Source organism: Pseudalkalibacillus sp. A8 (assembly GCF_045920555.1).
GTDB lineage: Bacteria > Bacillota > Bacilli > Bacillales > Fictibacillaceae > Pseudalkalibacillus.
In genome coordinates this window covers 2,686,765-2,701,127 of the sequence record NZ_CP174509.1, presented here as the reverse complement: position 1 = coordinate 2,701,127, position 14,363 = coordinate 2,686,765, and the positions used below count along the sequence as shown (strand labels likewise).

At 39.6% G+C, this 14,363-nt stretch carries 13 protein-coding genes; all 13 read right to left on the bottom strand.

Annotated elements, in window-relative coordinates:
- Positions 1–92 precede the first annotated feature (92 nt).
- On the bottom strand, positions 93–1,259 hold the full coding sequence (locus ACJROX_RS13945) for a M20 family metallopeptidase (protein WP_408011306.1): 1,167 nt from the start codon (positions 1,257–1,259) through the stop codon (positions 93–95).
- A gap of 92 nt (positions 1,260–1,351) precedes the next feature.
- Positions 1,352–2,668, bottom strand: coding sequence for a uracil/xanthine transporter (locus tag ACJROX_RS13940; RefSeq protein WP_408011305.1), 1,317 nt, complete (start codon positions 2,666–2,668; stop codon positions 1,352–1,354).
- Between the two features lie 169 nt (positions 2,669–2,837).
- Positions 2,838–4,037 carry a M20 family metallopeptidase gene (locus ACJROX_RS13935; RefSeq protein ID WP_408011304.1) on the bottom strand — a complete coding sequence of 400 codons (1,200 nt, stop codon included), beginning with the start codon at positions 4,035–4,037 and terminating at the stop codon, positions 2,838–2,840.
- A 238-nt stretch (positions 4,038–4,275) separates the two neighbouring features.
- Positions 4,276–5,982, bottom strand: coding sequence for an adenine deaminase (locus ACJROX_RS13930; RefSeq protein WP_408011303.1), 1,707 nt, complete (start codon positions 5,980–5,982; stop codon positions 4,276–4,278).
- A 153-nt stretch (positions 5,983–6,135) separates the two neighbouring features.
- On the bottom strand, positions 6,136–6,339 hold the full coding sequence (locus ACJROX_RS13925; protein ID WP_408011302.1) for a hypothetical protein: 204 nt from the start codon (positions 6,337–6,339) through the stop codon (positions 6,136–6,138).
- 19 nt (positions 6,340–6,358) lie between these two features.
- Positions 6,359–7,273: a ribokinase gene (rbsK, locus tag ACJROX_RS13920; RefSeq protein ID WP_408011301.1), complete on the bottom strand. Its 915-nt coding sequence runs from the start codon at positions 7,271–7,273 to the stop codon at positions 6,359–6,361.
- A gap of 15 nt (positions 7,274–7,288) precedes the next feature.
- Positions 7,289–8,101: an energy-coupling factor ABC transporter ATP-binding protein gene (locus tag ACJROX_RS13915; protein ID WP_408011300.1), complete on the bottom strand. Its 813-nt coding sequence runs from the start codon at positions 8,099–8,101 to the stop codon at positions 7,289–7,291.
- A complete protein-coding gene (locus ACJROX_RS13910; RefSeq protein ID WP_408011299.1) occupies positions 8,098–8,961 on the bottom strand; it encodes an energy-coupling factor ABC transporter ATP-binding protein in 864 nt (287 codons plus the stop codon). Before ACJROX_RS13910 ends, ACJROX_RS13915 begins: the two co-directional genes overlap by 4 nt.
- Positions 8,949–9,710 (bottom strand): energy-coupling factor transporter transmembrane component T, encoded by a 762-nt coding sequence (locus ACJROX_RS13905; RefSeq protein WP_408011298.1) that lies wholly within the window; start codon positions 9,708–9,710, stop codon positions 8,949–8,951. Before ACJROX_RS13905 ends, ACJROX_RS13910 begins: the two co-directional genes overlap by 13 nt.
- 58 nt (positions 9,711–9,768) lie before the next feature.
- On the bottom strand, positions 9,769–10,371 hold the full coding sequence (locus ACJROX_RS13900; protein ID WP_408011297.1) for an ECF transporter S component: 603 nt from the start codon (positions 10,369–10,371) through the stop codon (positions 9,769–9,771).
- Between the two features lie 26 nt (positions 10,372–10,397).
- Positions 10,398–11,315: a nucleoside hydrolase gene (locus ACJROX_RS13895; RefSeq protein ID WP_408011296.1), complete on the bottom strand. Its 918-nt coding sequence runs from the start codon at positions 11,313–11,315 to the stop codon at positions 10,398–10,400.
- Positions 11,316–11,333: 18 nt separating this feature from the next.
- Positions 11,334–12,350, bottom strand: coding sequence for a LacI family DNA-binding transcriptional regulator (locus ACJROX_RS13890; RefSeq protein WP_408011295.1), 1,017 nt, complete (start codon positions 12,348–12,350; stop codon positions 11,334–11,336).
- Positions 12,351–13,630: 1,280 nt separating this feature from the next.
- Positions 13,631–14,317 (bottom strand): reverse transcriptase domain-containing protein, encoded by a 687-nt coding sequence (locus ACJROX_RS13885; RefSeq protein WP_408011663.1) that lies wholly within the window; start codon positions 14,315–14,317, stop codon positions 13,631–13,633.
- Positions 14,318–14,363 lie beyond the last annotated feature (46 nt).

Sequence of the window (14,363 nt, the reverse complement as noted above, 5' to 3'; positions counted from 1 at the left end):
GAATATTTTTTCGCCAAAGAAGCTCCCAGGCCGCTCCCGGCACCTGTTATGACAACAACCTTTTTGTCCATTTACACCCTTTTCTATATGATTTAATTGTTATATTTTGCAATTGCGTTAAGAAATATTTTGGCTGCAATTAACATAGCCTTTTCATCAATGTCAAACTTTGGATGGTGATGTGGATATTTAATGGAATCATTTCCTGCTCCCGTAAAAAAGTAGGTACCGGGAACGTTTTGCAAGTAATAGCTGAAATCCTCTCCAGGCATTATGGGTTGTGTCTCTCTTACGTTCTCAGCTCCTATCACTTCTGCTGCTCTATTTTTAATAAATTGCGTTTCGTCTTTATGATTCCAAACCGCATCATACCCTCGTTTATAGCTAAACTTATAATTAGCGCCATGAGCCGAACATATTCCAGCTATTATTTTTTTAAAAGATTGTTCGATCATATCCCTAATCTCAGCTTCAAACGTTCTTACTGTCCCTATCAGTTTCGCATGATCGGGTATGACGTTATAAGCTTCTCCAGATTGTATTGAACCTATCGAAACGACTGCTGATTTTAGAGGATTTACTCTTCTGCTCACAATTTGTTGTAAATTAATAGCGATATGGCTAGAAATAATGATTGGATCAATCGTTTCATGCGGGAGTGCGCCATGTCCCCCTTTTCCCATAACTTCGATTTCAAAACTATCTGCGGCTGCTTGTATATATCCTTCACGATAATAGACCGTTCCAACTGGATCCATATTTTGAAGATGCGTACCAAATATGACATCAACACCATCCAAACAACCGTCTACTATCATCGGTTTCGCACCGCCTGGAGGTTGTTCTTCAGCAAATTGGTGAATAAAAACGATATTCCCTTGCAGTTCATTTTTATATTTGGCAAGGACTGTTGCAACGCCTAAAACAATGGCTGTATGTGCATCATGGCCGCAAGCATACATCGCACCGGGTATTTTAGATTTATAAGGAACATTTTTTTGGTCGTTTATTGGTAAAGCATCGAAATCTGCCCTTAAAGCTATAGTCTTTCCAGGTTTACCTCCGCGTAAAATACCAACAACCCCTCTACCACCAACCCCTGTACGTACTTCTATTCCTAACTTTTGTAAATATTCGGCTATAAATCGAGGAGTCTTTTCCTCCTTGAAAGAAAGCTCGGGAAATTGGTGGAGGTGACGGCGAATTTCTACCATTTTCGGATAAAATTTTTCAATATCATGTTTCCAGTTTTCAAACAAATAAATTCCCTCCTTTTTAAAGTTTGATCATAATGAGTACTGCTCCTACACCGGTTAATCTACTATAAGGTTTACATTCAGCTGACTATACTTTAAATACTTTGTTTATTTTTCCTTGAATCCAGTAATTCATATTTTGACCAATTCACAAAAGATTCCAGAACGAGAGCTAAAAGTACTCCCATTAACAAACCGTTGCTGACAAGAGGACGTATATACATCGGAATTGTTGCAAACACTTCCGGAGAAATGTTCATAATACAAAGCCCCAAAAGCGTCGGAGCGGCAATACGGTAAATCGTTTTGGAGTTAAAATGTATTCCTTCAATCGTACGCAGTGCCGTACCGAATAGTTGTAAATATGCAACGAATAAAACGGCACTCCCTATACTGATCGGAATCATCGTAAACAAGGCGCCTAAAGCAGGTACTAATCCAAGTATTACAAAGAGCGCCCCTCCTATGACCAAAGCCAATCGTTCTAAAATCCTTGTACTTTCTAATAGACCGATGGACGACGTATAAGGTCCATATGGGACTAAACCGAGTACAGCAGCTACAATGGTATACACTCCAGTTAGCAAAAATGTACGTTTATACTGCTGATCTGTTGTCGTAGTTTGATAAAGCTTCTCTGTTGCACTAACCGCTGCAATTGTATTCGTCATATTGATCAGCCCGGCCAAGAAAGCAGTAATGATGATTCCTAATTCGAGGTTGGGCGTTCCCCATGGGAACCATGAAATAGACGACTCAGTGCTGATAGTTACGGCTTTTTCCACAGGGAAAAGGAAGTTGTAAGCGATCCACCCCATCACCATACCGATCAAAATGGAAAAATCACCAATCAACCCTCGTCCTTTAATGCTTAGCAATCCTACTAATATCGCTGTAACAATAGATAACGCGGCTATCGGCAAATCAAGTTCATTATCATTGGACAGACCTAGCATCCCTTTTAGAAAAATCATCACTAGTTGGCTGGAAAGCAGGAAAAGGTAGACACTCATGACGATCGGCGTAAACACCTTTTTCAATATATTCGCAAAACCCATCGCCCCTAAAAGTACAGTGGTCAAACCAGCTAAGAGAATACCTGTAGCAAGACCTCCTCCTATTGTCGTTAGGCTCATACCAACGGATGGTGCTGATGCGCAAAGGCTTAGGATCAGCCCCCACCACAAACCAGCAGGACCTTCCATTAACGCGTAACGATGACCAGCGACTGCTTGCAAAATAGAAGCCGCTCCTGTGAAAATAAACGAGCGTTGGAGAGACGCCGCGATCTCTTCCGGCTGCAAGTCAAAAGCAGCTCCGACAGACAACGGTACAACGACTGTGTTCGCAAAAATAAAAAAAAGCCACTGAATCCCGGCTAACCAGATCGTTGCTGAAGAGAGCTTAGACATGATACAATCCTTCTTTCTCGTCGATGTTGTTCATTGAAAGATAAGTTTCAGAAAGTCTGGACAACATTGCTTGAATGCGCTGCTCCCCCCCTCGAGATTGCCGCACCTCGATCTTTCCCGCCCAGTGCTTTTTGAACATACGTTAATAATGTTATTTTTTCCTATTTGGTCAGCTTGTTACCTCATTTAAAAAAGTTAAGATACTCTGTGTTGCAAGTGCAACACCGTATTTCAAAGACGATAAATTCACACGGAATTTTGGATGATGCCATGGGAATTTTTCTGCCACTTCTGTTCCTGTTCCTGTTCCCCAATAAATGAACGCAGAAGGCACCGAATGGGATAAGTAGGCAAAATCATCCCCGCTCATATAAGGGTGTTCCAGTTCAACAATGCTATCTTTGCCAATGCAAGCATCCGCTGCCTTTTTCACCAACTGAGTTATCTGCTTGTCATTCCAAGTCGAAGGATAGCCTCGTTCGTATTCGTACGTGTAAGATCCGCCCCAATAATTCGTTACAGACTGTAACAACGCTTCAATTTTTGCATCAATGGCATCTTGTGTCTCTTTTTTGATCGTTCTTACCGTACCGGTCATATCCACTCGGTCGGCGATTGCATTTGATGTGTACCCGCCGCTTATTTTACCGATTGTTACGACAGCATGATCAAGAGGAGAGACTTGCCTTGCAGCAATGTTTTGAATGCCGGAGATGAATTGACCAGCCATCGCCACCGCATCTATGCTTTGATGTGGGGCTGCGGCGTGACCGCCTTTTCCAATCAAGGAAATATAAATTCGGTCACTATTCGCAAGCATATAGCCTTCTTTTATTTCAAATTTTCCCGGCAGTATATAAGGATTCGTATGAATGCCAATCGCTGCATCTACTTTCGGATTTTCTAATATTCCCTCTTCGATCATTCGTTTCGCTCCACCTGGATGAACTTCCTCAGATGGTTGAAACATGATCTTCACCGTTCCTCTTAATTTCGCTTTTCTTTCTTGCAGCAAAGAGGCTACACCTAAGCCTACGGTAATATGAGCATCATGACCGCAAGCATGCATGGCCCCCTCCTTTTTAGACGCATACTCCAGATCCGTTTGTTCTGAAATTGGCAGAGCATCCATGTCTGAACGTAAGAGAATCGTTTTTCCCGATTGGTCCCCGTGAATTTCGGCACAAAGCCCTGTGTCTGCCATTTCCTTGTATGGAATGTCTAGCTTGTCCAGTTCATTTTTGATAAACTTCTGTGTTTCATATTCCTCTGTACTTAATTCAGGATACTGATGAAGGTGTTTATAGACATTTTGAAGATAAGGTTCAAGCTTTGCTTCTATATACTCCAGAGTAATTTCTTTATTCATATAATCACCACTTTCTTTGTAATGCAAAATAAGACTAAATTATAAGTAAAAGCTCTGATCCGTTTTTCATTACACCCGAGAGGGCAAAAGCTAAAATAACGAATGAGCCAATATGTTATTAGAGGTTGTTCAAAAAGTCACCAAATGGATAAGCGGCGAACCCTAGAGTTCCTCGAAAAAGAAGAACACTTATTCTTGACCTTCTTGCTTCTAATTTGTTGCCTTTTCGAACACACACTTATACAAATAAATTGACAACTTTACCTTCATTCACGTTAACTAAACCAAAGTCCGTGATTTTTAACTCTGGGCTTACAGGGAGTGAGTGTGTGCTAAATGACATAATTGGGTTATAATGCTTGTACCCTAAGCTCTCCATGGCATTTCGTAAGTTCTTCATTTCTTTTGCAATTTCGTCTAGTGGTTCTTCTGACAAGATACCTCCAACCGGGAGCTTTAAAAGAGATAAAACTTTTCCGTTTTCTACGACACAAAATCCCCCTTGATTTTCAATAATCGTGTTGGCTGCGAGCAGTACATCCTCTCGATTTTTTCCAACTACAAGTAAGTTATGATTATCATGTGAATACGTCGATGCGATTGCGCCTCCTTTGATGGTGTCTCCCCCTATTAATCCAAAAGACTTATTTCTGTTTTTACCGTAACGCTCAAATACTCCTATTAAGCAAAAAGGGCTCGTTTCCCACTGCAGTTGATGATTTTCAACCTTCACATGGGCGATTAATGCCTTCGTAAAAGTTGTCCCGTCCGAAACCATCATAACTCTGCTAGAGAGACTGCCATTTTCAACAGGTGCCGAAATCGTTAGATCTTGTTTTTTTAATTTTTCTAACTGAACACTTTTGTAAAAATCGCTTGGGAACTGTTTCGGGTGGACTACTTGTTCATATACTTCTTTTTGGTCATAAACCTTCGTACCGCTCTTATACACTTGATCGATTTTAAATGAATCGAGATCATCCAGTAAAATAAAATCAGCTATTTTTCCGGGTGCAATTGCGCCTCTATCATACATTCTCATTCTTCTAGCGGGAGTTACGGTACTAGCATAAATGGCATCCTCAGGCTGCATTCCCATCATAATCGCTTTCTTTACGAGGTGATTTAGATGTCCTTTTTCTACAAATGTATCAGGCATGACATCATCGGTAACAAAACAAAAATGTTCACTTCGATCATGCTCAATTAAATGGTCCATTAATTCTTTCGTCATCGATTTTTCTTGTATTTCAATAAACATGCCCATTTTTATTCTTTCTTCCATTCCTTCAACTGTTTGTTGAGTATGATCTGAGTCAATTCCTGCATATATAAATTGACTTAATTGAACATCCATTAATTTTGGACAATGGCCTTCAATCGGAAAATGTGGGTAGTTGTTCTTAACATGCTTCACTATTCTATTCGTTTTGCCGTTTGGTTCTGAAAGGACTTTTGCATAATCCATAATTTCACCGAGGCAAATTACTTTTTCTTCCTTAGCTAATTCATCTATTTCTTCGATATCTATTTCCCCGCCTGTTGTCTCGAGCGCCGTAGCAGGAACGGAACTTGGAATAGCGAACAAAATATCTGCTATACATTTCTCGCCCATCTTAATCATCTCTTGTATTCCCCTCACCCCGAAAACGTTAGCCATTTCATGAGGGTCCGCAACCACGGTTGTTACACCATTCTTAATTAACCCATACGAAAACGTATCAGGAGTGACCATTGTACTTTCGATATGCAAATGGATGTCTATTAATCCAGGGATCATAAAACGATTTTGTCCATTAATCACTCTATTCGCCCGAAACGTGTCCTCATTTTTATCGCCTATATAGGCAAACTTTCCATCTAAAATCGCAACATTTCCTTTCATAATTTTTTTGTAAGAATGGTTGTATAGGTAAACATCGGTGACTAGTAAATCAACATGCATTATAATCCTCCTCTTTATGTCTCTACGTCAGTATCAAAGCCTCGATGAACCTGTGAACTGCCCCGATTTTTGATGGTTCTCGAACCGGAGCGCAGGAAACATGCAGAGTACACCGATCATTCGCATCACACTTGCGATCATCAGGATTTTTTTCTATTCCATTAGATCGATCAGGGGTCCTGCTGCCGGAGAGAATAAAATAGTGACCAGTGTACCTACAATCAAAATGACGGACTGCAGAAAGCGAGAAGACACATGCTGTTGTAAAAAATGTAGGTTTCCTATCAGGTCTAACCACATTCCCATTTCAGCAATAAGCACGCCGCCCATCAGAATAAGAAGATTTTTGTTCAGCATGTTATTTTCCTTCTTTTAGTTAAAAAACAAACTTCTCCACTTCTTCCAAGGTTGGTAATGATGGTTGTGCCCCTTCTTTTGTCACAACCATCGCTGATACTTTGCTTGCAAATTTTGCTGCTTCTTGATCACTCATTCCTTTTGTGATACCTACCGCAAAAGCTGCAATATACGAATCTCCCGCAGCGGTTGTATCAACAGGGTTTACTTTATAGGCAGGTATGTGGGCCTGTGTTTCGTCATTAATCACATAGGACCCTTTCTCTCCCATTGTTACGATGATTCTCTTAACACCTAATGATTTTAAATTAAGAGCTGCTTCCACAATTTCTTGCTCCGTTGAAGTCGGCATTCCCGTTAGAAGCTGCAGCTCTATTTCATTCGGTATTAACGTATGAACCCTACGAAGCAGCTCTTCAGGCATTGTTTGAGCCGGAGCCGGATTTAAAATCACTTCTTTTTTCAGTTTAATAGCTAGTTGAAGAGCGTATTCTACTACCTCAAACGGAATCTCCAACTGCATGATAATAATATCGCTCTCTTCAATAATACTTCTCAACTGATCGATATCTGAACGTTTCATTTTACTATTGGCACCAGGGACTAAGACAATATTATTTTCTCCCTCTCTACTTACATTAATAAATGCCATTCCGGTTGTCTCTTCTTGTTGTATTCCTTTTGTATCAACACTAGCTTGTTTCAAACTATTTAAAAGAAGAGCACCGTAATCGTCAGAGCCAACTTTGCCGATCATGGCAACATCTGCTCCCAGCTTCGCAGCGGCAACTGCCTGATTGGCCCCTTTTCCTCCGGGATTCTTTTGAAACTTTGTACTCGATATGGTTTCTCCTGCTCTCGGAAGGTGAGGAACATGTGATACAAAATCCATATTCAAACTTCCAATTATTAGTATTTTTTTCAAGTAACCCACCTCAAGTTGCTAAAACTATGCATTTTTTATTTTCTGCAAATGATGAAGCATTTCATCAATGTTTAATATTTTCTCTCCAAGTTGTAACGAATGACTTAATCGACTAATATGAGGCTGCTTTAACATGCTTTGCTTCAATACTTCAAAATTCCAAAAGATGTCTCTTTTATTCTCGTCTGAAACTTTCTTCCGATTGGCCATAACGACCACCCGTTCAAAATTGTTCACGACAAATTCCATATCATGTGTAATCGTGATGACGGTTTTTCCTTTTTGATTTAAAGATTTGATAATTGACCCTAACCTCTCCATGGCAGGCAAATCCTGACCGGCAGTTGGTTCATCCAGTATGATGACGCTGGAATCCATCGCAAGCACAGAGGCGATCGTAACAAATTTTCTCATTGAGTAAGGCAGGTTATATGGGTTTTCCTCCAAATAAGGAACAACCCCGGCAAGTTCTGCGGACTTCATCACATTTTCTTTTACTTTTTCAGGAGGTAAGCCTAGCTTTTTCGGCCCAAACTCAATCTCACTATAGACATCACTATGAAAAATTTGATCGTCAGGATTTTGAAAAACATAGCCAACTTTTCTCGATATTTGCGCTGTCGTATAGTTTTTTGTATTCCATCCATCTACGACTACATCGCCTTCTGCCGGCTTTAACAATCCATTCATTAATTTAACGGTGGTCGTTTTCCCGGCTCCGTTTTGGCCAACAATCGCAACCGATTCTCCTTTTTCAAAGGACATCGTGATATCTTCAACGGCTTTAAACCCGTTTGGATAAGAATAGGTAACATTGTTCAACGATAAAAAGCTCACACTTTTACCCCCTTTGTTGCTAACCAACTTCGCATCACCGCAACCGATTCATTTTCGGTAAGAGGAATTTGTTGTAAATTAATGCCTTTTTTCTTCATTTCAATCCCTAAAATCGCATATTGAGGTAATGGAACACCATAATTCATTGCTCGTTCATCGGACAGAATATCCTTTGTTTTTCCTTGTGTGACGATTTCTCCATCCTGTAAAAGAACGACATGATCAGCGTATTCTGCAATTAGCTCAATTTTATGCTCAACTAAAATTATGGTCTTTCCCTTTTGTTTCATGATCTCAATGATTTTAAAGACTTCCTCTGTCCCTTGCGGGTCTAGTTGTGAAGTCGGCTCGTCAATAACGAGAATGTCAGGCTCCATCACAATGATGGAGGCTAATGCAACTCTTTGTTTCTGACCACCTGAAAGCTCTTGGGGATTCTTGTCTTGTAAATATTCAATCCCTAATAATTGAATGACTTCCGCTACTTTCTGTCTAATGGTTTCTACTTCAACCCCTAAATTCTCCAGTCCATAGGCTATTTCTTCAAAGACGGTATCCTTTACCCCGCTGATTTGAGTATAGGGATTTTGGAAAACGAAGCCGATTTTTAAGGCAAGTTCACCTAATTCATATTCACGTATATCTTTATCATAAATTAAAACTTCTCCTTTTAATTCACCATGATGAAAATGTGGAATAAACCCTCTAATTACATTGCAAAGCGTTGTTTTTCCACTGCCGTTGCTGCCCACTAACGCATACAGCTTTCCTTTTTCGATTGTTAAATTAACATCTTTCAATACGTTTTCATCGCCAATTGGGTATTTATAAGTTAAATCTTTGATTTTTACGATATCCATACAAATACCCTCCAAACGAGTAATAGAATGAATAAAACTAATAACATCACACGAACGATTGTATCTGCTTTCGTTTTTTCAATGTGATGCAAGCTCGTTTTTTTAACCGGTGCTGAAAATGCTCTAGATTCTAAAGTAATCGCCCGTTCTTCCGTACTTGCCAACGATGATAAAATTAACGGGCTAAGTGTTGGCAAAAATGCCTTTGCTCTTACAAACAAATTACCTTCCGTTTCAACACCCCGTGTTTTTTGAGCATCCATAATGACGAGCGACTGTTTTTTAATTTCGGGTATGATTTGAAGTGTGGATATCATAACAAAAGCGGCTTTTGACGGCAGACCAATTTTTTCAAGTGAATAGACAAAATCTTTTACCTCTGTTGTTAGGAAAAAGAGCACAAATGAGGCACCAATTGCCAATATTCTTGAAGATAGCATTAAACTATAGTCTATTCCTTCTTTCTTAATTGAAAAAATGCCCCATTCCCACAAAATTGTATTGCCTGGATAAAAAAGGCTTTGAATAATGAAAAGTAAAATAACGAAAACGAGCAACCCTTTGATCGCTTGGTTAATAAATCCCTTTAACTCCCCAGCTAAGTACGCAATTATCATGAGGATTGGGACAAAACTATATGCATAAATATAGCTCGGAATGAGAAAAACGGAAATCGAAAGAAATAGGGCAAACAACAATTTCGTTGTAGGATATATATTTAAAATAAATTCTCTAATGTTTTGCAACATTTTCACCGACTTTCTTTTTAGAAGGTAAATATAGAGCTGCTTGATAGTTCATGGGAGATCATTTTTTCTTCTTTATATAAAGATTTCCATAATGTAGCTTTGATAACTGTCTGGCTGACATGCTCTTTACGATGGTAATAGCGGCAAAACAAGATATGACCTTATCTGTGATTTCAATGATAAACTGTGAAGAGAAAACCGCTGTCCAGATTTTTTGGCCAGATGCAAGGAACGCAGCTGTAATCGCTGATCCTGTAGAACCTGTTATACCGCCGAAAAGAAAAACAAGAATAGGCGCTGAAATAATTGTTGCTATAGATGCAATGACAAATCCTGAAACCGCAACTTTCCATGCCTTTTGAAACATTCCTAATTTAGACAAAATTCCTGCCCCAGCACCAATTGCCATAGCCACAATTCCAAATGGCAGTATTGTAGGATGAACAATTGCATTGGCTAAAGTCGTGACAAGGCCTGTTACTAAACCCACCCAAGGTCCGGCTAGTATTGCCACCATTATTGTCCCGATAGTATCGAGAAAAACTGGAAGCTTTAATACTTGGTGTCCAATTTGATAAGCCACAATATTGATTCCTACCGCAATCGGAATTAGAAGTAATGCCATTAAAGAAAAATGATTTTTAATCCCTTTCTTTGCCATATCAATCTCCCCTTTGATTATTTCAATTAGTTAAACTTTTCAATTGCTTGGTAAAGCATTTCTGCAAATCTCTCTCTGTCTACATCAAAAGCAACATTTGCATTTTTAGGTTTGTTTGTTCGATCATTTTTATCTACCACAGTTTGGCCGTTTGTAAATTCACCTTTTGTTTCAACTTCAACATTACAAGGTATAATTGTAAACAGCGAAGGATCTACTAAATATGCTACCGCACAAGCATCATGCATATGAATTCCTCGTGTTAACCTGCTTGCGTAAAAGTCCAGCATGCTTGCTGATGCAACGCCAATTTTGCTACCAGTATTTCGAATTCTTTCGATATCTTCATTAGACAAGAAAGCTTTATGGGTGACATCTAACCCAAACATTGTGATCGGGATGCCTGATTTAAACACAATTTGTGCCGCGTCAGGATCTACAAAGATGTTAAATTCTGCAGTTGGTGTCGAATTTCCACCATAGCAAGCACCACCCATAATGGATAGCTCTTCAATGTTGTTAACAATTTCAGGGTATGATTTTACTAAAATCGCTATATTGGTTAATGGGCCAATTGCTACAATTGTTACTTTTTCCGGCGAATTTAGGATAACATCCCTCATCGCTTCCAATGCGGAACGGTCACTTACGGAACAATTCGGTTCTCCCAATTCTACCTCCCCGAATCCGGACTCACCGTGTATATCATCAGCTATGCACAATTCTTTAAATAACGGCCTCGTTGCTCCTTTTGCCACTTCAATCTTTTCTTCACCAATAAAACTGAGCAGCTTTAATGCGTTGGTTGTAATCTTTTCCATTGTTTGATTCCCTGCGCAAGTTGTGATTAATTTAACGTCCAGCTCGTCTGAAGCAATGGCAAGAAGAAGTGCTATAGCGTCATCAATTCCAGGATCACAGTCAATGATAATTGGTTTAGACATTTAAATCCTCCTCTAAAGTTATTTTTCTAATTTTTTTGTACTTTCACGAACAATCATAGATGGCTCAAGGTAAATGGTTTTGTTTTCAACATTACTCCCTTCTTTTAATTGTTTTAGCAGCATCTCCGTCGCAATCTCTCCCATTTTGTAAGCTGATTGTTCAATTGTTGTAAGCTTTGGTTTTAACAACTGGTTATATTTTAGGTTGTCAAAACCGACGACTGACAAATCTTCAGGGATCCTAATCCCTAAATCAGCAGCTGCCTGGTATACCCCAAATGCCATTAGATCGTTAAAAGCAAAAATCGCTGTCACATTCTCTTTTCCTAACAATGTCTTAGCCGCAAGGTATCCCCCTTCCATTTGGTAATCGCCTTCTATAATAAGGTTTTCACCTGCAGGAATCCCAGACTCAGCAAACGCTTTCAAGTATCCTTTAAGACGATCCTTTGAGTTTGGAATATCGCGCGGGCCGGTGATACATCCAATTTTTGTATGGGAAAGCTCAAGCAAATGTTTGGTAGCCATATGACCGGCTTTTTCGTTATCGATATATACCCCGCTAAATTTTTGATCATCTAATCCTCGGTCCAGCAATACAAATGGGACTTTACTGTTACCCGCCAATTCCTCTAATTGTTTACTTGGTGAGGCGTAAGCATAAGTGAAAACAATACCGTCAACATTTTTTTCTTTCATTAACCTTAAGGACTCCGATTCTCTGTCGACGTCCCCATCAGTATTACACAAGAAAACACTGTATTTAGATTGATTTGCGATATCCTCTACCCCTCTCACAAGCTCCGGGAAAAAGGGGTTTCTTATGTCGGGAATGATCAGCCCGATCGTGTTCGTTTGTTTCGTAATCATGCTTCTCGCAATGGTATTTGGCCGATAATCAAGCTCTTCAATTATGTCTAAAACTTTTTTACGAGTAGCTTGTCCGATCCCTTCTGTCTTGTGGTTTAACACTCGGGACACTGTCGTAATTGAAACATTGGCCTTTTTAGCTATATCTTTTATTGTTACAGACATCTTTGACTCCTTGAATCATGGTTAACGTAAACCGTTTAAGAAAACGTTTTACGAAAACGTTTTCTTTTTATTATGAACGCATTTATACATTTGTCAATACTGAAAATTTTCATTTAACAGAAAACTTTTTCTTTCCTGATCAAAAAAAGAAGCTGACTAAACTTATAAGTCAGCCCCTCCCCATGCAATACACTAACTTGTGCGGAAGTTCTTCATCCGTTTATCGAGCTACTTACTATCGATAAGCCCTCTACTTACGGAAGTTCCTGCACCTTCAATTATTAGTTGTGTCTAACAATTGGGGTGCAGTTCATATTCTTGAAGTCGAGTAGAATGGAGCCTTTCTACCTTACGGTAAATTGTACTCCACCCCCTCCCAGAACCGTGCTTGCACTATTGTCTGGATAGAATTCAGGCGCGCACACTAATTAAAGCTACGTTTCCTGAAGCCCCCCCTGCGATCCCGGACGGTCGGATTTCCCGAGTCCGGTTCTGACCTTGGATATATAATAAATGAGCCTTCCCTTATTATCCTAGGATTAAATGGCGACACCCATGTTCCCCAATCAATAACAAGGTTTACTACATAATTAGCCATATTCGGGACAAATAACTGTTATTCTTAAGGCTCTGTGTCCTATTTCACATCCCATGGCATCCAAGTGCCCAGAGGTCCTTTGCTCAACTTTGGTGTTACCATTGTTGAAATATGTTTCTACATATTTAGAAAAGCATTACCTTTTCCTCTTAGCTACTACGACCTCATCCGTCAGTCCTAAATCCTCCTGTCAATTTCGGTGGTACCTTATATAACGGGTCTTTGCTGGTTGTTGTCGTCCCAGCTGGAAGTAGGACCTTCCCGTCGTTATCTCTGAAAATCTTTCCCTAGATGCTAGAGCCCATATCCCGGCTTCCCCTATAGTGCTTATAACCGTTTCTTCCTATAGGGCTTCGGCCTTCCCCAATGCATCAACAGGTCGGCGAATCGCAACATTCCCTTCAACAGCTTCTGAAGGGGGAGCCATTTCGAGACTGCAGTATTCGTTAAATCCTTCTGGCCTCTAGGTTTGCTTGCCGTACTGACTGTTCCTACCTTATATTCTCTGAGTAATATAGGCAGCTACGGCTTTTACGTCCGAGCAGAACGTGATTTGTTACCTCCTCACGCATCGGATATGCTAGTTGTCTGAATCGGTCAATTGACAACAGGAGGCTTTCACTCCATAAGATTTTCAGCCTTGACGGCTGCTCCAATGCACACGGCTCCTCCTAGTCATCATTCACAGAATATAGCTAATCTCTTTTCTTAATTCATATATATTCACTTTAATTCTTGGTGAAGGTAGTGGATATTTATCAAGAAATAGTCTGAATTTATCCCATGTAAAGGATTTCCTTTGACTTCTTCTATTGAGCCATTTAAACAGTAAGTTCTCGATTTTGTCTTTGAAGTTGCTGACACTTAGGATATTATCAGTGATGCAATAATAGTTGTAATAACCTATAAGCGAGCGTCTAAATCTATCCATGATCATATGGATAGATTTATTTCTATTCTTCTTCAACCATTCTTTAGACTCTTTTAGTTTACCTTGGACTTTCTTCCGACTCGATTTCCGTTTCACCCGAAATTTCCCTTTTTTACTTTTACCGCAATAATGAGTAAAACCTAGGAAATCAAAGGTTGCTGGTTTACTATTTCCCTTGTGTTTTGCATCTTTTTCCGCAAACCGCCCGAAGGGGATAATTTTAGTTTTATCCTCGGCAATTTCCAAGTTAAATTTCTTTAATCTACATTTTAATGATTGGAAGAATTCCTGAGCTTCGCTCTGATATTGGAAGCAGCACACAAAATCATCTGCATACCTTACTATATATGCCTGTCCCTTGCATTGTTTCTTGACCTTTTTCTCAAACCATAAGTCAAGGACATAATGAAGATATACATTGGCTAATACCGGAGATATTACTCCACCTTGGAGACCTCCGAAAAAACGGAGTAAAAAAATAGGA